Origin of the sequence: Corynebacterium sp. HMSC072G08 (assembly GCF_001809185.1) — a bacterium.
In the GTDB taxonomy this organism is placed as follows: Bacteria; Actinomycetota; Actinomycetes; order Mycobacteriales; family Mycobacteriaceae; genus Corynebacterium; species Corynebacterium phoceense.
The window spans coordinates 26,537-44,250 of record NZ_KV796398.1 but is presented as its reverse complement, the minus strand read 5'-3'; the positions used below and the strand labels follow the sequence as shown (position 1 = coordinate 44,250).

Genomic DNA, 17,714 nt, shown 5'->3' with positions numbered 1-17,714 from the left:
GGGGAAATTCCATCAAGAGGCGATAGCTTTACTCGCATGAGTACTTCACCCATGTATGAGGGCGGGCCGCTGGCTCGCCCCAACGACGACGTCGAGGATCAGGGCCTGACCTTCGACATTCAGACCATCCTTACCCGGCGCCGTCTCCTGGGCGTGCTGGGTGTCGGCGCGGGCTCGGCCGCGTTGGCTGCCTGCGCGCCCGGCGGCCAGTCGGCTCCCAGCTCGACTGCGGCCGCGACGACGAGTGCGACGGCGAGCGAGGGGGCATCGGAAAGCGTGGAGCTTAATACGGAGACGGCTGGGCCGTACCCAGGCGACGGCTCGAACGGTCCGGACGTGCTGGAGGAATCCGGCATTGAACGCCGCGACCTCACGTCTTCGATCGAGGGCGGCGGGAGTATCACGGGCACGCCCATGACGCTCACGATGAACCTCATCGACATCTCCAATAACAATGCGCCGCTCACTGGCACTGCAGTCCGCAGGGCGAGTACTCAATGTATTCGGACGGCGTGACAGGCGAGCCGTGGCTGCGTGGCGTGCAGGTCACCTTCGACTCGCTCGTGCCGGGCTGTTACACGGGGCGCTGGCCGCACATTCACTTTGAGGTCTTTACCTCCATCGGTGGCATTAAGGATGCGACGAATAACGTGTTCACCTCGCAAATCGTGGTGCCGGAAGACGTGGCGCGTGCTGTCTATGAACAGAGTGAGTACAACGGCTCGACGCGCAACCTCGACAGAATCACGCTGGAGACAGACAACGTGTTCTCCGATGGCTGGGACGCGCAGACGCCGACGGTGACGGGGTCTGTGGCCGACGGGTACGCGGTGAGCATCGACGTTCCCGTCGACCCCACCACGAAGGCCCAGGTCGCGGCGGTGCCCATGCCGGGCCAGGGCGGACCTGGGGGCGAGCCGCCGGAGGGCAGCCCGGGCGCGGCGCAGGCGAATGAGTCCGCGTAAGAAACCCCAACGCGCGGGCGGGAACTTCCGCGCGACTTCATGCGTTAAATAGAGGAGAAGAACAAAAACTCTGTGAAAGGACAGTGACTTCCGTGCGCTCTAGCAACCCGGTCATGAACTCTCTGACCAGCTCCAGCCAGGACAGCTACTCTGCAAACCCGTACGCTGGCAGCTCTTTTGACGGCAACCACTACGCACAGCAGGGCTCTGCTGAGCGTCCCATGACCGTTGATGACGTGGTGACGAAGACCGGCATTACCCTCGCCGTCATCATCGTCGGCGCCATTGTCAACTTCGGCATCGCGATCTTTGTGAGCCCAGGTCTGGCCTCGCTGCTCACGCTCGTGGGTGCGCTGGGTGGCTTTGTGACGGTCCTCGTGGCCACGTTCGGTAAGAAGTGGGGCTCTGCGGCCACCACGCTTATCTACGCCGTCTTTGAGGGCCTGTTCGTGGGCGGGTTCTCCTTCATGTTCACCAACGTGACGGTCGGCGGCGCGTCCGCTGCCTCGCTCATCGGCCAGGCGGTGCTCGGTACCGTGGGCGTGTTCATTGGCATGCTCTTCGTCTACAAGACGGGAGCGGTGCGCGTGACGCCGAAGTTCAACAAGATCATGCTGGGCGCGCTCGTGGGTGTGGCTGTGCTGGCGCTGGGCAACCTGTTGCTCGCGCTGTTTACCGGCTTCAGCCCGCTGCGTGACGGCGGCCCGTTGGCGATTATCTTCTCGCTCGTGTGCATCGTCCTCGGCGCGCTGTCCTTCCTCACGGACTTCGACCAAGCAGACCGTCTCATCCGCGCGCAGGCTCCGGCTCGCAACGCCTGGGGCGTGGCGCTGGGGCTCGCCGTGACGCTGGTCTGGCTCTACACGGAGATTCTCCGTCTGCTGAGCTACTTCCAGAATCGCTAAAAGCTTCTAAAACACAGTGCCCGCGGTGACTAGGTCACCGCGGGCACTGTCGTATTTCGTGGGTTTTGAACAGGCCCTACAGCAGCTTCATGGGTAGTACCTGTATGTTGGCTTAATTGCACTTTGGTTATTTGGGGTAGGCGGGGGTAGCCGCTTCAGGCGTTGTGGCGCGCGCGTCTACACGGTTGGCATTGTGGCTTCCAACGCATATCCTGCGGACTTTAATTGCTCTTTACTTTTGCGTTTAAAAGTCTTTATCCGGTTCGGTATTTCTTAATTCTGAGAATTAAGCCGTGAGGGGGAATTCGCCAAATATATTGGGCACAATTGTCCGTGGGGGACACGCTCAGGGCGGTGGTACCTGCGGGGGAGGTGCCACCGCCCGGCGCGGCGGGGGCACTGCTACTCGGGGGTGGTGCCACTGCCGCGTGGCCGTCCTGAGGGGAGGGCGGGCACGCGAAAGCCCGGCCGCACTACGGTGCGGCCGGGCTTTGAGCGTTAGCGTGCTTACTGAGCCGGCTGCTGAATGGTAGCGGCAGTGGCAGCGGCGCCCTCGACGCCTTCCTCAGCGGTGGCAGCAGAGCCCTCGACCGGGGTGGCCTCGCCCGCAATGGTGGCGGCCGGGGTTGTGACCGTGGTTGCGGTGTTGTCTGTAGACTTCTCTGCGGTGACGTTCGGTGCCTGGGTCACGGCGTTGGTGACCTTGACCTCAGAGTCCTTCTCGTGAGCCGGGTGGCATGCAGCAAGAGAGACAGCGGCGGCCACGAGAGCCACAGAAGCAGTGAATTTCTTCATGATGAACAATCCTTGGGTGATGAGAGAAATTAAGCCCCGCGCGGGGTAGCGGCCTTGGCAGAGTCGTACGGAGCGGCGGACTCGATGGTCACCGAGATGGTCTTGCCATTGGGGGCGGTGTATTCACGGGTCTCGCCCTCGTGCGCGCCGAGGATGGCGGCGCCCAACGGGGACTGCTCGGAGTAGGTCTCCAGGTCCTGGTTGTCCGAGGCGGCAGCGCGGGTACCGATGAGGAAGGTTTCCTTATCTTCTTCGTCACCGTTGTAGTAGACGTGGACAACGGTGCCGACGTTGGCGACGCCTTCCTCGATACCGGAACGCTCGGTGGTGGAGTTCGCGAGGACCTCGGAGATCTGCTTGATGCGGGCCTCTTCCTGGTCCTGCATCTCACGCGCGGCGTCGTAGCCGGCGTTCTCTTTGAGGTCGCCTTCCTCGCGGCGCTCGTTGATTTCCGCAGCAACGACCGGACGGTGGTCGATAAGAGCCTGCAGCTCCTCTTCGAGCTTGGCCTTGGTTTCCGGAGTGATGTATTGCTTCTGGTGCTCAGCCATGCGGCGACCTTCCCTTAAAGATGGATTGTGAGGTGTGCTGGTGCAACCAGCATAAGGGCCCAGCCGCAACGAGCGGCCAGACCATGTGTGACTCAAAATTTTAGCACAGCGATATGCCCACGTCGGCCATGGTGTGGTTAGCGGTTTGGAGAAAGTGCGTGCGCGGGGCGCGGTCTAGGACTCGACGTTGTACTGTGGGTTCTCTGTGTCGAGGTACGGCGGGACAAGGCTGGAGCAACCGTAGACGCCGCCAGCGACGGCGCGGGCGTTGGTGGGCACGTCGACGGAGACACGGATCGACTCCTTGCCGTCGGGAGCAAGGGCGATTTCGCGGCGGCCGACCTCGACCTTCTCGTAGTCGTAGGCGACGAGAATGCAGTAGGCGGCTTCCTCAGGACGCGAGCGCGTGATGTCAGCCCACACGCGCGTGGTGTCATCGCTGATGATCTGCTGGGTGACCATGGAGATTTCAGCGTTCGTCTGCTCGCGCGACTGGAAGTAACGGAAGCCGTAGAAGATCGTGGCAATGATGACGGCGACGAAGACCAGCGCGATGGCTTTGCTCGTGATGTTGAAGGAGTCTTCGCGGGATTCATGGTTGGTACGTTCCGCGTAGCGGGCGGAACGGCGCGACTGGCCGCCATCAGATGTGCTCATGGAGACCTAGTTTAGCCGGTGTTCGCGTGTGCTAGAAAGTGGCTTAAACTGTGTAGGGTTACAAGCTTGAAGCGATGAGAAACGATAGTAGGGATTACCGATGAGCGGATTGCGCCTCATGGCCATTCACGCGCACCCGGATGATGAGTCGTCCAAGGGTGCAGCGACGACCGCAAAGTATGCCGCAGAGGGCAACGACGTCCTTGTTCTTACCTGCACCGGCGGCGAGCGCGGCGACATTATCAATCCGGCGATGGACAAGCCGGGCATTGTGGAAAACATGGCTGAAGTGCGCCACGAAGAAATGGCACGCGCCGCCGCGGCCTTGGGCGTGCAGCACCAGTGGCTGGGCTACGTCGACTCCGGCTTGCCGGAGGGCACCCCGGAAGAAATTGAGAACCTGCTGCCCGAGGGCTGCTTTGCCAAGCTCGGCGATGACAACGCGGCGCAGGCGATGGTCAAGGCCATTCGTGACTTTCGCCCGCACGTCATCGTCACCTATGACGAAAACGGCGGCTACCCGCACCCGGACCACCTCATGGTTCACCGCGCGTCCATGATCGCGTGGGAGAAAGCCGGCGACGCGGACTACCACCCGGAGCTGGGCCAGCCGTGGGAGCCGCTCAAGCTCTACTACACGCACGGCTTCGTCTTCCAGCGCATGAAGCTCTTCCACGACGAGCTGCTGGCAGCGGGCAAGCCGAGTCCGTACGCGCCGATGATGGCCCGCTGGGACACGACGTTCGGCGACATCATGTCCCGTGTCACCACGCAGGTCGAGTGTGGTGATTACTTCGAGCAGCGCGAGGCGGCGCTGCGCGCCCACGCGACGCAGATCGATCCGGCCGGCGCGTTCCTTATTACGCCGGCGGCGGACCAGCGCCGCCTGTGGCCCACGGAGGAATTCGAACTCGCGCGCACCCGCGTAGCGACGGATCTTCCGGAGACCGATCTATTTGCGGGCATCCAAGAAAAAGAGGAAGCTTAAGCCATGACCATTGTTAGTACTCTCGCCGCTGCTACGTCCTCCATGCAGCCGACGCTGTACGTGCTCGCGCAGTCGACCGCGTCAGATGGCCCGATGGGCCCTGAGTTTGGCAAGGCCTCGCCCATTGGCCTGCTCGTCCTCGCGCTCATGGGTGTCGCCGTGCTGACCGCTGGCTGGTTCTTCCATCGCCGCTACTCGCGGTTCCGCCGCCGCCAGCTCTTCGCGCAAGATCACGGCATTGATCCTTTCGATCAGGAGGCTCTCGATGCCGCGATGAAGGACGCCGGCATTTACGACAACAGCAAGAAGTTCATCTTCTAGTCTCGTGCCTACACACCCGCGGGATGGCCTCGTGCCGCTCGCGGGTTTCTCATGTCGCGGGTGCGGTGTCCCGTCTCATGGGGGATAGGCTCACCCCCGTATGCTACGGTAAGCGGTATGTTCGTTCACCGATTTTATTTTGGCAAGGCTCCGGGTATGACCCGCGCGCTTGCCACGTTGTCGGCATAGCGCACACCTTTTAAGCCCGGAGCCTTGAAGCAGCCCTCACGATGAGGAGCTGCTTTTTGTTTGCCGCTCCGAGGCTTGGAAGCTTGCGGGGCGGCGGCTCATCCCGAACCACAGAAAGTTTCCCGCGATGTCCGCACCCGTCTCCCTGTCCCACCCGGCCTCGACGTCCAACCGCCGTGTCCGCGCCTTCCATGAGCTGCCCACGCCGGCCGAGCTCCAAGCAGAACATCCGCTCACCCCGGAGCAAATGGCCGCCGTCGAGCGTGACCGCCAGGAGATCGCGGAGGTCTTCGACGGCGAAGATGACCGCCTCGTCGTGGTCGTTGGTCCCTGCTCTATCCATGACCCGGTAGCGGCGATGGACTACGCCAACCGTCTGGCGCCGCTCGCCCGCGCGCTGTCGGACGACCTCAAGGTGGTCATGCGCGTGTACTTCGAAAAACCGCGCACGACGGTGGGCTGGAAGGGCCTGATCAACGACCCGCACCTAGACCAGAGCTTCGACATTCCGGGTGGCCTGCGCCTGGCCCGCAAGATCCTCACTGACGTTGTCAACCTGGGGCTGCCCGCCGCATGCGAGTTCCTGGAGCCGAACTCCCCGCAGTACTACGCGGACGCCGTCGCCTGGGGCGCCATCGGCGCGCGTACGACGGAGTCCCAAGTTCACCGCCAGCTCGCCTCCGGCATGTCCATGCCCATTGGCTTCAAGAACGGCACAGACGGCAACGTCCAGGTCGCCATCGACGCGGTGGGCGCCGCCAGCAAGCCGCACTTCTTCTTCGGCACCTCGGATGACGGCGCCCCGTCCGTCGTGGAGACGGACGGCAACCGCCACTGCCACATCATCCTGCGCGGCGGGACGAGCGGACCGAACTTTGAGGCGGCATCGGTAAGCGCCGCGGTGGAGACGCTGGGGGAGGATGCGCGGCTGATGATTGATGCCTCGCACGCGAACTCCGGCAAGGATCACGTGCGCCAGGCTGAGGTCGCGCGCGACATCGCGGCGCAGGTCGCGGCCGGCAACGAGCACATCGCGGGCATTATGCTCGAGTCCTTCCTCGTGGACGGCGCGCAGAAGCTGGGCGATGACCCGAGCGAGCTCACCTACGGCCAGTCGATCACGGATAAGTGCATGGACTTCGACGTCACTGTGGATTTGCTGGCAGAACTGGCCTCGGCGGTTCGCGCGCGGCGTGCGGGGCGCTAGACTAGACACCGTGAAATTTGAGCCACGACTGCCCGCGCTGCCGAAGGTCCTCTACCCGTTGTACGAGGCCCGGCTTCTGCGTGATCTCAAGGGCGTTCCGCAGCCCAAGCACGTGGCGATTATGGCGGACGGCAACCGTCGCTGGGCGCGCGAGGCTGGCTTCGACGATGTGAGCCACGGCCACCGCGTGGGTGCTGCGAAGATCGGCGAGATGATCGGCTGGTGCGCCGACACCGAGGTCGAGGTCGTCACCATTTATCTGCTCTCCACGGAGAACCTCAAGCGCTCTGCGGAGGAAGTAGACCTGCTCTTCGACATTATTTCCGATGTCATCGAACACCTCTCCAGCATGGAGCTAGACTGCCAGGTCCGCCTCGTCGGCCACCTCGATCTGCTGCCCGAGGTGGTGTCCTCGCGTATGCAGGCGGCGGCGGGGCCGACGAAGGACAACCAGGGCATCATCGTCAACGTCGCCGTGGGCTACGGCGGACGCCAGGAGATCGTGGACGCCGTCCAGAACCTCATCCGCGCCGAGGCTGCCGCTGGCACCTCCGTGACGGAGATGGCCTCGCGCATTACTGCGGAGTCCATCACGTCGCACCTGTACACGAAGGGGCTGCCGGACCCGGACCTCGTGATCCGTACCTCTGGCGAACAACGCCTGTCCGGCTTCCTCCTGTGGCAGTCCGCGTATTCAGAAATCTGGTTCACGGATACGTACTGGCCGGCGTTCCGCAAGATCGACTTCCTGCGCGCGCTGCGCGACTATTCCCATCGTTCCCGGCGGTTTGGCAAGTGACGACGGTCTTTTACACCAGCGTCTACGGCGCGACCCGCGAGTATGCGATGGAGCTGGGGCGGCTTCTCGATGCCTCCGTGGTGGACTTCGCCGACGCCTCGCTTGCCCTGTCCGACGGACCCGTGATCGTGGCTTCTTACGTCCACGGACCTAGCATCCCGGCCGCGTCCTTTATCAAGGACCACGACTTTGGCACGCGTCCCGTCGCCGCGGTGGCCGTGGGCATGACGCTGCTCGAAGCCGCGCGCGAGAAGGACCAGCTCGCCGGCATGGTCCCAGACGTTGCGTGTTTTTACCTGCCTGGGCGCATGAACTACTCGGAGCTGTCCGCCGCGCACCGCACGGTGATGATGGGCGTTATCTCCGCGCTCAAGCTCAAGCCGCGCAAGTCGGACAATGAGCATGCGATGATCGACGCCTACGACCAAGACGTCGATCGCGTGGACTTTGCAGAGCTGGCGCCCATCGTGGAGTGGGCTCGCGCGCACGGCGCTTAAAGTTTGCGCATGCGTACGCGCTCGACGTGGTGATTCTCGCCCTTGCGCAGCACCAGTGAGGCGCGCACGCGCGTGGGCAAAATATTCTCCACCAAGTTGGGCAGGTTGATGGACTGCCAGATTTCACGCGCCTGCGTATACGCGCGTGTGTCATCCAAGTCGGCATAGTGGGAGAAGTGCGCGCCGGGCTGGCGGAAGGCGGTCTGGCGCAGCTTGAGGAAGCGCTCGATGTACCACTTCTCGACAATCGAGGTGCGGGCGTCGACGTAGACGGAGAAATCCACGAGGTCAGAGACCATGAGCGTGGGGCCAGTCTGAAGGACGTTGAGGCCCTCCAGGATGAGGATGTCGGGCTGCGCGATGATCTGCTTCTCACCCGGCACGATGTCGTAATTGATGTGGGAGTAGACGGGGGCTTCGACCTTCGGGCGGCCGGACTTTACCTCGGTGACAAAACGCATGAGCGCGCGGCGGTCATAGGACTCGGGGAAGCCCTTGCGGCTCATGAGCCCGCGTTCCTTCAGCGTGGCAGTGGGGTAGAGGAATCCATCCGTGGTGACGAGGTCGACTTTGGGGTGGGACTCCCAACGCTGCAGCAGTACCTGCAGTAGACGCGCCGTGGTGGACTTGCCCACAGCCACGGAGCCGGCGACGGCGATGACGAACGGGACGTGATTAGGTGGGTTGCCCAGGAAGTGGTCCGTGGCCGTCGTGAGCTTCTGGCGGGCGGAGACCTGCATGTGGATAAGGCGGGAGAGCGGCAGGTAGATGTCTGCGACTTCGTGAAGGTCAATGTTTTCGCCGATGCCGGAGAGCTCCTCGACCTCGGTGGCCGTGAGCACTTGCGGCATGGAGTTGCGCAGTGCCCGCCACGCTTCGCGGTCGAAGTCGAGGTACGGGCTGGGATCGGTAAAGCGCGCCATGGCGTCCATTGTCGCACCTGTCCGGCGTGGAGCGGCGAATGACCCCGGGTTGGGCTCAAACGATTTCCGCGAGGTTCGGGTGTTTCCCGGCTGTGAGCTGCTCTATGATGATAGGCAGCGTGCCCGGGTCAAGCCCCCGCGCCGCCCTGCAGGACTTTCAGACACGATACGTAAGGGACGTTAATGACTGCTAATAATGATGTGCGTTACCAGGAGATGCGCGAGCTCGACCCGGAGGTCTTCCAGGCCATCGGCGGCGAAATCTCCCGTCAGCGCGACACCCTTGAAATGATTGCCTCGGAGAACTTCGTGCCGCGCGCCGTGCTGCAGGCACAAGGCTCCGTGCTCACCAACAAGTACGCGGAGGGCTACCCGGGCCGCCGCTACTACGGTGGCTGCGAGAACGTCGACATCATCGAGGACCTGGCCATTGCCCGCGCCAAGGAGCTCTTCGGCGCCGAGTTCGCCAACGTCCAGCCGCACTCCGGTGCGCAGGCCAACGCAGCAGTGCTCTCCGCCTTGGCCGAGCCGGGTGACAAGATCATGGGCCTGTCCCTGGCCCACGGCGGTCACCTCACCCACGGCATGAAGCTCAACTTCTCCGGCAAGCTTTACGATGTCGCCGCGTACGAGGTCGACGCTGAGACCATGCGCATCGACATGGACAAGGTCCGCGAACAGGCCCTGGCTGAGAAGCCCAAGGTCATCATCGCCGGCTGGTCCGCCTACCCGCGCACCCTCGACTTCGCCGCGTTCCGTGAGATCGCGGACGAGGTCGGCGCCAAGCTGTGGGTCGACATGGCCCACTTTGCCGGCCTCGTTGCCGCTGGCCTGCACCCGTCCCCGGTTCCCTACGCTGACGTCGTGTCCACCACCGTTCACAAGACCCTGGGCGGCCCGCGCTCCGGCATGATTCTTGCCAAGGAAGAGCTTGGCAAGAAGATCAACTCCAACGTTTTCCCGGGCCAGCAGGGCGGCCCGCTCATGCACGTCATCGCTGCCAAGGCCATCGCGCTGAAGATCGCTGCGTCTGAGGACTTTAAGGACCGCCAAGCCCGCACCCTCGAGGGAGCGAAGCTTCTCGCCGAGCGCCTCACCGCCGAGGACACCAAGGCCGCTGGCGTCGACGTCCTCACGGGCGGAACCGACGTCCACCTCGTGCTTGCGGATCTGCGCAACTCGGAGCTCGACGGCCAGCAGGCCGAGGACCTCCTCCACGAGGTCGGCATCACCGTCAACCGCAACGCCGTCCCGAACGACCCGCGTCCGCCGATGGTCACCTCTGGCCTGCGCATCGGCACCCCGGCCCTGGCTACCCGCGGCTTGGATTCCGCCGCCTTCACCGAGGTCGCGGACATCATCGGTACCGCCCTGGCCGCCGGCCAGAAGGCCGACGTCGCTGCTCTGCGCGCCCGCGTGGAGAAGGTCGCCAAGGACTTCCCGCTCTACGAGGGCCTCGAGGACTGGAAGCTGGTCTAAGCGGTCTACAATAGCGGGCCATGCGCCTGCTTATCGTCGACAACCACGACTCCTTCACCTTCAACCTGGTGGAGTACGTGCGACGAGTCACCAACACCGAGCCCACGGTGGTGCCCAATGACACCCCGTGGGCTTCGGTCGATCTTGCGGCTGCCGATGCCGTCCTCATCTCACCCGGTCCCGGTACCCCAGCCAACCCGGCGGACCTGGGCATCACCGCCGATGTCCTGCGCGAGTTCGATGGCCCGATCCTCGGCGTATGCCTGGGCCTGCAAGCCATGGTGCACCTCGCCGGCGGCACGGTCGGACCAGCTCCGCGCCCTGCCCACGGCGAGGAAGCCCTCGTCGCCCACGACGGCACGGGTCTCTTCCGCGGTCTGCCTAATCCGCTGCCCGTCGTGCGCTACCACTCGCTCGCGGCCACTGAGGTTCCGGAGCGCTTTACTGTGACGGCAACGCTCACCGACGCTACGGCTGTCGAAGACGGCATGGTGATGGGCATAGCAGCTACCGAACGCCCCCGCTGGGCCGTCCAATTCCACCCCGAGTCCGTCTGCGCAGAAGCTGGCGAGGCGCTCATCGCGAATTTCCTGGAGCTCGCCCGCGCGCACTACGCGTCCGAGTTTTTCGCCGTGCGCACCCTCGATCACGCCATCGACCCGGCGGCCGTCGCGGCGCAGCTCACCGGCAACCGCTTCTGGCTCACCGAGGGCGAAATCAGCATCCTCGGCGACGACTCCGGCCCGCGCGCCCGGCATCTGTCCTTCGACGTCACCCGCGACGACGTCTTCGCCGAGCTTTCCGCCGAAGTCGCTGCCCACCGCCTGCCTGACCGCGTGGGCCCGCCGATACCCGGCTGCGGTTTCGCGCTCGGCTGGGTGGGCTACTTCGGCTACGAGGTGGGAGAGCAGGTCCTGCCTGCTCTCCGCGGCCGCCTGCCCCACGCGCCCGGCCCGGACGCCGAGTTCGTCTTCACTGACCGCGCCGTCGTCATCGACCATGCCCGCGGCGTGACCCATTGTGTGAGCCTGCGTGGCGACACTGACTGGGACGTGGCGACCGCGGACGCACCCGCCGCCATGCGGCATCCGGTCACCGCGCGGCTCGTCCACGACGAGGCCGACTACCTCGCGCTCATCGACCGCGCCCAGGCGGCCATGGCGCGCGGCGAGTCCTACGAGGTCTGCCTCACCAACCGCCTTGAACTCCCGACGGCCCCCGAGCCGCTCGGTGCGTATCTCAACCTGCGCGCGGATAACCCGACGCCGCGCGGCGGCTTTATCGACTTCGCAGGCAACGCGCTGCTGTCCACGAGCCCCGAGCTTTTCCTCGCCGTCGACGCGAATGGCCGCGTGACCTCGAAGCCCATCAAGGGCACGCGACCCCGCTCCGATGATCCTGCCGAAGACGCCCGACTCAAGTCCGAACTCGCCGGCGCGAAGGAACGCTCCGAGCTGCTCATGGTCGTCGACATGGTCCGCCACGATCTCTCGCGCGTCTGCGAACGCGTTGCCGTGCCCGCGCCGTTTATCGTGGAAAGCTACGCCACGGTCCACCAGCTGCTCTGCGTCATCGAAGGCCACCTGCGCGCCGCGGCCGCCACGCGACCTGCCGCTACCGCAGTCGATGTCCTCCGCGTCGCGTTCCCCGGCGGCTCCATGACGGGCGCGCCCAAGCTGCGCACGATGGAGATCATCGCCGCGCTTGAGGACACGTGGCGCGGCGTGTACTCCGGCGCCTACGGCTACCTCGGCCTGAACGGCGCGGCGGACTTCTCGATGACCATCCGCGGCCTCGTCATCCCCGGCCTCGACGCTCGCGCCGCGGGCGCACCGGCTGCGTATTACGGCATGGGCGGCGCCGTGCTCCACGTGAGCGACCCCCAGGCTGAGTGGGAGGAAACCCTCGTGAAGACGCGGCCGCTGCGCGCCCTGGGAGTGGAGCTCTAATGCGCGTCGATTCTTTCCTCGTCCGCGACGGCCGCGCCATCCGCCCCGACCTGCATCGCGCCCGCTTCGGCGCTGGCTATCCGTCCCTCGACGCGGTGCCGTGCACCGGCGAGTGGTTCCCCCGCATCACCGACGCTGGCGTCGACGTCCGCCCCGCGCCGCCGCTGCGCCGCACGACCACGCTGTGGATCCCGGGGAGCGAGGACCCACGCACCGCGCCGCGCGTCAAGGGGCCTGACTTGCCAATGCTCGGCGAGTTGCGCGCGCAGGCCCGCGAACATGGCGCCGACGACGCCCTGCTCCGCGCAAACGGTCACGCGCTCGAGGCCGCCAACGCCGCGCTCCTCGTCTTTGACGGCCGTGACTGGATCCAGGCTCCCGAATCTCAGACCCTCGCCTCGACCACAGTCACCGCCGTCGTTGAGGCCGGACTCCTGCCCGCGCCTCGCCGACGTGCCATCCCGCTCGCCGAATTAAAGAAATCTCCGGCTCTCGTCGCGAGCGCCCTCCACGGTTTGACGCCCGTCGTCGCGTGGGTCCACGACGGCCAGACGACCCCCGCGCCCGCCGTCGAGCTCGACGCCGCCGCTCTCAACGCAGCCCTGTGGCAGTACGCCGAGCGCCTCTAAGCACGAAAGCCATGTCCCAACAGCAATAAGCGCTGGTCGCGAAAAATCCGCGTCATGGCGCGACCTGCGCTTATTGCCAACGGGACAGTGCCTTCGTGAAGGAGACACGAAAAATCGCCGCGCCCGCAGGCAACGGCGATGGGAAACGGGACTAGTCTTCGTCGGTTTCTGTGGCGCGGTGCGCAACCGACGGACCCACGGCGGTGCCGGGAGCAGGCCGCTCGGCAGCGGGGGCATCGGCAGCACCGGCGCGCTGCTCAGCATGCTGCTTGCGCGCGGCGGTGAGCCACTCAGGTGCCTCATCGAGCAGGGCCTTGATCTCGGCCGTGGTGAGCGGGTGGTCCATGTCGTTCTTCTTCATGGCGTTGACGGAAATGCCCAGCTTCTGCGCCACGACAGGACGCGGGTGCGGGCCCTCCTGGCGTAGCGTGACAAGCCACTGGGGCGGGTTGTCCTGGAGCTCGCGCAGTTGCGCATGCGTGACGGCGCCGTTCTGGAATTCTTCCGGGGTGGCCGGAAGGTAAATACCGAGCTTCTTCGCCGCGGTCTGCGGGCGCATGGCAGTTCCCGACGGCTGGCTGGTTGGTTGAGTCATGGCTCCCACCGTAGCACCCCGTAAGCTGGGGAACATGCTGCGTCTTAGTTTTGCCACCGGCACGGAGCCAGGGAAATGGTTCACCCGCTACCGTGAGTACACCTCGCATGAGCTCGCCACGGCGGATGCCGATGACGCCCTCGCGGACGTCCTCGCCGGCTCCGCGGACCTCGCACTCGCGCGCGTGCCGGAAGCTGGGGATCCCCGCATCGATGACACGTTCCACATGGTGCGCCTCTATGACGAGGTCCCAGGCATCGCGGTGCCGAAGGACCATATCCTCGCGGAGATGGGGGAGACGGTCAACCCCGCGGATGTCGCGGATGAGATTGTCAACTACCGGATTCCGGACACTGGCGTCGTGGACGTGCAGGCTGTGCGCGACGCGCTTCAGATCGTCGCGGCCAACGTCGGCATTGTCGTCGCCCCGCGCCCGCTGCTCAAGGTGCTCTCCAAGCGTCAGGTCGTGCCCCTCGCGCTTGCCGATGCCCCCTCCGCCCCCTCGCCCCGCACCTTCATCGCCCTTGTGTGGCGCAAGGAGGACGACGGCGAAGTCATTCAGGACTTCGTTGGAATCGCCCGTGGGCGTACGCCGAACTCGTCGCGCACGGACACGAAGAAAAAGTCTGCACGCGCAAAATCTTTGGCGAAGCAAGCGCGCCGGACAGGTGCCGTTAAAGGCAAGAAATCGGTATCCAAGCAAACGTTATCAAAACGAAAGAAAGGCTCTCAGCGGGGCAAACGGCGGTAAAACTCCGTCAGCGGGGGCACATTTGGTTGAGAGTATCTTGAGGATTTGCTGAACGTGCGATTAGGGTCGATGGCAGACGCCGTTGCTTATAGAAACGGGTCCAAACATAAAGATTCCTAATGAAAGGTCATTTCTTCATGAACACTATCGCTCGTCGCGTTGCTGCTGGTATCGCTACTGCTTCCCTCGCTATCGGCCTGGTCGCCTGTGGCTCGGACGCTGAGGATGCCGCGAATACCGCAAAGGATACCGCAGGCTCTGCCGCTAACGAGGCTACTGCCGCGGCTGGCTCCGCGGTTGATAACGCCAAGGATTCTATGAAGGATTCCGAGTCCGCTGGCGCCTCCGAGGGCGCCGAGCCGAGCGGTGCTGAGGGCTCCGAGTCTGAGGGCGCTGGCTCTGAGGGCGCTGCCGATGGGGAGAAGACCACCATCAACACCGCCGCCGGCGAGTTCGAGATCCCGGCCGCCTTCGCCTCCGCGCTGGAGAGCAAGGCTTCCGAGTGGGGCATGTCCATGGACGACATCCAGAACATCACCAACTCTGATGCTGGCTCTGTCGCCACCTTCGCCAAGGATAAGCTGTTGGCCTTTAACAACGAGTCTGGCGAGTCCGTCCCGGTTATCGGCAAGATTGCCGAGACCTTCGAGTCCGAGGGCGGCCTGGAGTCCCTGGGTCTGCCGGAGTCTCCGGAGCAGGCCGTCTCTGACGGCGAAGGCTGGGTCCAGGAGTTCACCAACGCCACCGTGAAGTGGGTTAAGGGCGAAAGTGGCGAGTTCGCGGCCGATATTCAGAAGAAGTAGCCGTGCACGGTCGCGACGACCGCTGATATGCACACCGGCGCCGACTCGAATGAGTCGGCGCTTGTGGCGTCTTGGGGGTGTGCTTCGGTGGCGGTTAGGGCGCGTGAGATAGATGTGCGCGGATGCGCACGGGCGGGTGAAAGGTCACGCGCTGTTCACTTACAACGCTGTAATTTGTAACCTTGCTTGCTTACGGTGGGGGACAACCGGTTCGGTGACGCGGTTATCGGGCCGGCGAGCACCACGCGAAGCGACGCCGTGGGTCACCTGCGGCGAGCGTGACCACAACCTAGGAAAGCCCATAAAGTCATGTTCCATAGCGATATCGCTACAACAGCCACCTTGAGCACCGAAGATAGTGACGCCAGCGGCGTCGAGTCTGCCTTTGCCACCACGCAGCGCACCAAGACCTATGTCGTCGACACCTCCGTTTTGTTGTCCGATCCCTGGGCACTGCGGAAGTTCGCCGAGCACGACGTCGTGCTGCCAGTCGTCGTCATTTCCGAGCTGGAAGGCAAGCGCCACCACCCCGAGCTGGGATGGTTCGCACGCCAGGCCCTGCGCATGCTCGAAGACCTGCGCCAGACCTACGAACGCCTCGACGAGCCGGTGCCTGTCAATACTGACGGCGGCACCGTGCGCGTCGAACTTAATCATCAGGATCAGTCCCTGCTGCCGGCAGCGTTCCGTGGCACGGAGGGCGACCATCGGATCCTTGCGTGCGCGCTCAACCTCGCGCACGAAGGCAAGGACACGACACTGGTGACTAAGGACGTGCCGCTGCGTGTCAAAGCGGGCGCCGTGGGACTCGACGCCGATGAGTACCACGCCCAGGACGTCGTGCTCACCGGCTACACCGGTATGGCGACGGCGCAGGTGGCGCCGGAGGATATCGATGCTCTCTTTGCCGAAGGCTCGATTCTTCTCGATGACGTGGACACGGACGACGGCACGCCGGTGGCGGACCTGCCCGTGCATTGCGGCGTGCGGCTCAACGCGGCGGGGCAATCCGCGCTCGGCCGCGTGACTGCGGACGGTGCGGTGCAGCTCGTGCGCGGCGACGTCGGTGCCTTCGGCCTGCAGGGACGCAGCGCGGAACAGCGCGTGGCGCTCGACATTCTTGCGGATCCCAACGTCGGTATCGTCTCGCTAGGCGGTCGTGCAGGCACCGGCAAGTCCGCGCTTGCGCTGTGCGCCGGCCTCGAAGCGGTCCTGGAACGCAATGAGCATCGTCGCATCGTCGTCTTCCGCCCAATGTATGCGGTCGGCGGCCAGTCGCTCGGCTACCTGCCGGGCACCGAAAGCGAGAAGATGAACCCGTGGAGCCAGGCCGTTTACGACACTCTCGAGGGTTTGGTCTCCGACAACGTCATCGAGGAAGTCCAGGACCGTGAGCTCCTCGAGGTCCTGCCGCTCACGCACATTCGTGGTCGCAGCCTCCACGACAGCTTCGTCATCGTCGACGAGGCCCAATCGCTGGAGCGTAACGTGCTGCTCACCGTGCTCTCCCGCCTTGGCCGCGGTTCCCGCGTCGTGCTCACGCACGACGTCGCGCAGCGCGATAACCTGCGCGTGGGCCGCCACGACGGCGTCCAGGCAGTCATCGAAAAGCTCAAGGGCCATGAGCTTTTTGCCCACGTCACCCTGCAGCGCTCGGAGCGCTCGGCCATCGCCGAGCTCGTGACCGACTTGCTCGAGGACGGCCGCTAAGCAACGGTTTCGACTTCTCGCGTGGGCGGTGGAGCGGCTAGGGTGGAAATCCTAGCCGCGCACTGCTGCCAGGCCGTGCGCTCGTTGACCCAAGGGAGTTCTTGCACATGCGCTTGAAGAAGCTCATCGCCGTACCTGTCGCCGCCGCACTGCTCGCCACCCCCGTTGCGAACGCCGCACAGCCGAATACCTCGAGCAACGCCGGGATCGAAGTACCGCAGTCCTCCAAGGGCAAGGACGCGTCCTCGCAGAACGTGCCCTTCGACGTCGCGATTGGATTCGCGGTGGCGCTTGGCTTCGTGGCCATCGCCGATATCTTCTTCAACGCCATCAATACGCCCCAGTACCACACGCTGTTTAGGGCATCCTCCTAAAACCGAGGGTGAACGTAACTGTGCATGGCGCGGAAGTCTGCGGAATAATGGATTGCCATGACAGAAAACGACACCACACGTAGCAAGGATTTCGTGCTGCGCCCGTTCCGTATCGAGGACTATCCGCAGATGCGGGCCATCTACGAGCATGGACTCGAGACGGGTCACGCGACGTACGAGACCAAGGCTCTCACGCTGGAACAGTTCCAGCGTTCCAAGATCGCGGCGAGCGTGTTCGTTGCGGTGGAAGCGGATGATGACTCGAAGATCCTCGGTTGGGTCTCTGCCGCTCCTATCTCCTCGCGCAGCGTCTTCCACGGCGTGGTCGAAGACTCCATCTACATTCACCCGGACGCCCGCGGCCGCGGCATCGCTGGCGCGCTGCTTGACAAGCTCATCGAGGTCTGTCAGCAGCTCCACAAGTGGGCCATCCACGCGTGGATCTTCCCGGAGAACGAAGGCTCCGCAGGCCTGCACATTTCGCGCGGTTTCCAAAAGGTGGGCACGTACTCCCACTTGGCGAAGATGACCTACGGCGAGCTCGCGGGCCAGTGGCGTGACACAGCAGTCTATGAGCTGCTCCTGCCCAAGCCGGGGGAGAAGCCGGCCTCTTAAGGGGGCATCGGA

The 17,714-nt window shown here is 64.4% G+C and carries 20 protein-coding genes and 1 pseudogene; 16 read left to right on the top strand and 5 right to left on the bottom strand.

The genetic code is table 11. The features are described 5' to 3' along the window. The first annotated feature begins 36 nt into the window (after positions 1-36). From HMPREF2559_RS13470 to HMPREF2559_RS02345, 3 genes are all read left to right on the top strand, one after another. Positions 37-516, top strand: coding sequence for a hypothetical protein (locus tag HMPREF2559_RS13470; RefSeq protein WP_309473695.1), 480 nt, complete (start codon positions 37-39; stop codon positions 514-516). Next, positions 498-965: a peptidase associated/transthyretin-like domain-containing protein gene (locus tag HMPREF2559_RS13465; protein WP_329601859.1), complete on the top strand. Its 468-nt coding sequence runs from the start codon at positions 498-500 to the stop codon at positions 963-965. The genes HMPREF2559_RS13470 and HMPREF2559_RS13465 overlap by 19 nt, the downstream gene beginning before the upstream one ends. A 92-nt stretch (positions 966-1,057) precedes the next feature. After that, the gene (locus tag HMPREF2559_RS02345) at positions 1,058-1,870 is read left to right on the top strand and encodes a Bax inhibitor-1/YccA family protein (protein ID WP_066491425.1); all 813 of its coding nucleotides are present in this window, start codon (positions 1,058-1,060) and stop codon (positions 1,868-1,870) included. Between the two features lie 507 nt (positions 1,871-2,377). On the opposite strand, the gene HMPREF2559_RS02340 is transcribed toward HMPREF2559_RS02345, so the two are convergent. The 3 genes from HMPREF2559_RS02340 to HMPREF2559_RS02330 all read right to left on the bottom strand — a co-directional run bounded on the left by HMPREF2559_RS02340 (position 2,378) and on the right by HMPREF2559_RS02330 (position 3,873). Beyond that, complete coding sequence (locus tag HMPREF2559_RS02340) at positions 2,378-2,665, bottom strand: hypothetical protein (RefSeq protein ID WP_070539414.1); 288 nt, start codon at positions 2,663-2,665, stop codon at positions 2,378-2,380. Positions 2,666-2,694: 29 nt separating this feature from the next. After that, a complete protein-coding gene (greA, locus tag HMPREF2559_RS02335) occupies positions 2,695-3,216 on the bottom strand; it encodes a transcription elongation factor GreA (RefSeq protein ID WP_066491344.1) in 522 nt (173 codons plus the stop codon). Between the two features lie 174 nt (positions 3,217-3,390). Then, positions 3,391-3,873: a DUF4307 domain-containing protein gene (locus HMPREF2559_RS02330; RefSeq protein WP_066491338.1), complete on the bottom strand. Its 483-nt coding sequence runs from the start codon at positions 3,871-3,873 to the stop codon at positions 3,391-3,393. A 100-nt stretch (positions 3,874-3,973) separates the two neighbouring features. Between HMPREF2559_RS02330 and mca the strand changes: the two genes are divergently transcribed. The 5 genes from mca (at position 3,974) to HMPREF2559_RS02305 (ending at position 7,874) form a co-directional block, all read left to right on the top strand. Continuing rightward, the gene (mca, locus tag HMPREF2559_RS02325; RefSeq protein WP_066491334.1) at positions 3,974-4,861 is read left to right on the top strand and encodes a mycothiol conjugate amidase Mca; all 888 of its coding nucleotides are present in this window, start codon (positions 3,974-3,976) and stop codon (positions 4,859-4,861) included. 3 nt (positions 4,862-4,864) lie between these two features. Next, complete coding sequence (locus tag HMPREF2559_RS02320) at positions 4,865-5,182, top strand: hypothetical protein (protein ID WP_066491326.1); 318 nt, start codon at positions 4,865-4,867, stop codon at positions 5,180-5,182. A gap of 316 nt (positions 5,183-5,498) precedes the next feature. Continuing rightward, positions 5,499-6,578, top strand: a complete 1,080-nt coding sequence (locus HMPREF2559_RS02315) for a 3-deoxy-7-phosphoheptulonate synthase (RefSeq protein ID WP_066491323.1) — start codon at positions 5,499-5,501, stop codon at positions 6,576-6,578. A 10-nt stretch (positions 6,579-6,588) separates the two neighbouring features. After that, a complete protein-coding gene (locus HMPREF2559_RS02310; RefSeq protein ID WP_181734624.1) occupies positions 6,589-7,377 on the top strand; it encodes an isoprenyl transferase in 789 nt (262 codons plus the stop codon). After that, positions 7,374-7,874, top strand: coding sequence for a flavodoxin domain-containing protein (locus tag HMPREF2559_RS02305; RefSeq protein ID WP_083297752.1), 501 nt, complete (start codon positions 7,374-7,376; stop codon positions 7,872-7,874). Before HMPREF2559_RS02310 ends, HMPREF2559_RS02305 begins: the two co-directional genes overlap by 4 nt. On the opposite strand, the gene coaA is transcribed toward HMPREF2559_RS02305, so the two are convergent. Then, on the bottom strand, positions 7,871-8,797 hold the full coding sequence (coaA, locus tag HMPREF2559_RS02300) for a type I pantothenate kinase (protein WP_066491416.1): 927 nt from the start codon (positions 8,795-8,797) through the stop codon (positions 7,871-7,873). The genes HMPREF2559_RS02305 and coaA overlap by 4 nt on opposite strands. 183 nt (positions 8,798-8,980) lie before the next feature. On the opposite strand from coaA, the gene glyA reads away from it, so the two are divergent. From glyA to HMPREF2559_RS02285, 3 genes are read left to right on the top strand one after another with little or no spacing between them, the layout of a single operon-like run. After that, positions 8,981-10,276, top strand: coding sequence for a serine hydroxymethyltransferase (glyA, locus tag HMPREF2559_RS02295; RefSeq protein ID WP_066491318.1), 1,296 nt, complete (start codon positions 8,981-8,983; stop codon positions 10,274-10,276). 20 nt (positions 10,277-10,296) lie between these two features. Next, positions 10,297-12,225, top strand: a complete 1,929-nt coding sequence (locus HMPREF2559_RS02290; protein WP_070539412.1) for a chorismate-binding protein — start codon at positions 10,297-10,299, stop codon at positions 12,223-12,225. Then, entirely contained in the window at positions 12,225-12,854 is a 630-nt protein-coding gene (locus HMPREF2559_RS02285; RefSeq protein WP_066491312.1) for an aminotransferase class IV, read from the top strand. The genes HMPREF2559_RS02290 and HMPREF2559_RS02285 overlap by 1 nt, the downstream gene beginning before the upstream one ends. Before the next feature lie 241 nt (positions 12,855-13,095). Here HMPREF2559_RS02285 and HMPREF2559_RS02280 read toward each other — a convergent pair. Then, positions 13,096-13,449: pseudogene (locus tag HMPREF2559_RS02280) on the bottom strand (DUF5997 family protein); the annotation flags it as partial. Between the two features lie 34 nt (positions 13,450-13,483). Between HMPREF2559_RS02280 and HMPREF2559_RS02275 the strand changes: the two are divergent. The 5 genes from HMPREF2559_RS02275 (at position 13,484) to HMPREF2559_RS02255 (ending at position 17,702) form a co-directional block, all read left to right on the top strand. Further along, entirely contained in the window at positions 13,484-14,200 is a 717-nt protein-coding gene (locus HMPREF2559_RS02275) for a LysR family transcriptional regulator substrate-binding protein (protein ID WP_070539410.1), read from the top strand. Positions 14,201-14,337: 137 nt separating this feature from the next. Further along, positions 14,338-15,003: a hypothetical protein gene (locus HMPREF2559_RS02270; protein WP_066509615.1), complete on the top strand. Its 666-nt coding sequence runs from the start codon at positions 14,338-14,340 to the stop codon at positions 15,001-15,003. 342 nt (positions 15,004-15,345) lie between these two features. Beyond that, positions 15,346-16,713: a PhoH family protein gene (locus HMPREF2559_RS02265; RefSeq protein WP_066509618.1), complete on the top strand. Its 1,368-nt coding sequence runs from the start codon at positions 15,346-15,348 to the stop codon at positions 16,711-16,713. 107 nt (positions 16,714-16,820) lie between these two features. Beyond that, a complete protein-coding gene (locus HMPREF2559_RS02260; RefSeq protein ID WP_066491300.1) occupies positions 16,821-17,087 on the top strand; it encodes a hypothetical protein in 267 nt (88 codons plus the stop codon). 57 nt (positions 17,088-17,144) lie between these two features. Next, positions 17,145-17,702, top strand: a complete 558-nt coding sequence (locus HMPREF2559_RS02255; RefSeq protein WP_066491297.1) for a GNAT family N-acetyltransferase — start codon at positions 17,145-17,147, stop codon at positions 17,700-17,702. The last annotated feature ends 12 nt before the right edge of the window (positions 17,703-17,714 follow it).

Excerpts from the sequence above, each read along its gene's own strand:
- HMPREF2559_RS13470 (WP_309473695.1), top strand. The coding sequence starts at position 37 with ATGAGTACTTCACCCATGTATGAGGGCGGGCCGCTGGCTCGCCCCAAC.
- HMPREF2559_RS13465 (WP_329601859.1), top strand. The coding sequence starts at position 498 with ATGTATTCGGACGGCGTGACAGGCGAGCCGTGGCTGCGTGGCGTGCAG.
- HMPREF2559_RS02340 (WP_070539414.1), bottom strand. The coding sequence starts at position 2,665 with ATGAAGAAATTCACTGCTTCTGTGGCTCTCGTGGCCGCCGCTGTCTCT.
- greA (WP_066491344.1), bottom strand. The coding sequence starts at position 3,216 with ATGGCTGAGCACCAGAAGCAATACATCACTCCGGAAACCAAGGCCAAG.
- HMPREF2559_RS02330 (WP_066491338.1), bottom strand. The coding sequence starts at position 3,873 with ATGAGCACATCTGATGGCGGCCAGTCGCGCCGTTCCGCCCGCTACGCG.
- mca (WP_066491334.1), top strand. The coding sequence starts at position 3,974 with ATGAGCGGATTGCGCCTCATGGCCATTCACGCGCACCCGGATGATGAG.
- HMPREF2559_RS02320 (WP_066491326.1), top strand. The coding sequence starts at position 4,865 with ATGACCATTGTTAGTACTCTCGCCGCTGCTACGTCCTCCATGCAGCCG.
- HMPREF2559_RS02315 (WP_066491323.1), top strand. The coding sequence starts at position 5,499 with ATGTCCGCACCCGTCTCCCTGTCCCACCCGGCCTCGACGTCCAACCGC.
- coaA (WP_066491416.1), bottom strand. The coding sequence starts at position 8,797 with ATGGCGCGCTTTACCGATCCCAGCCCGTACCTCGACTTCGACCGCGAA.
- glyA (WP_066491318.1), top strand. The coding sequence starts at position 8,981 with ATGACTGCTAATAATGATGTGCGTTACCAGGAGATGCGCGAGCTCGAC.
- HMPREF2559_RS02290 (WP_070539412.1), top strand. The coding sequence starts at position 10,297 with ATGCGCCTGCTTATCGTCGACAACCACGACTCCTTCACCTTCAACCTG.
- HMPREF2559_RS02285 (WP_066491312.1), top strand. The coding sequence starts at position 12,225 with ATGCGCGTCGATTCTTTCCTCGTCCGCGACGGCCGCGCCATCCGCCCC.
- HMPREF2559_RS02275 (WP_070539410.1), top strand. The coding sequence starts at position 13,484 with ATGCTGCGTCTTAGTTTTGCCACCGGCACGGAGCCAGGGAAATGGTTC.
- HMPREF2559_RS02270 (WP_066509615.1), top strand. The coding sequence starts at position 14,338 with ATGAACACTATCGCTCGTCGCGTTGCTGCTGGTATCGCTACTGCTTCC.
- HMPREF2559_RS02260 (WP_066491300.1), top strand. The coding sequence starts at position 16,821 with ATGCGCTTGAAGAAGCTCATCGCCGTACCTGTCGCCGCCGCACTGCTC.
- HMPREF2559_RS02255 (WP_066491297.1), top strand. The coding sequence starts at position 17,145 with ATGACAGAAAACGACACCACACGTAGCAAGGATTTCGTGCTGCGCCCG.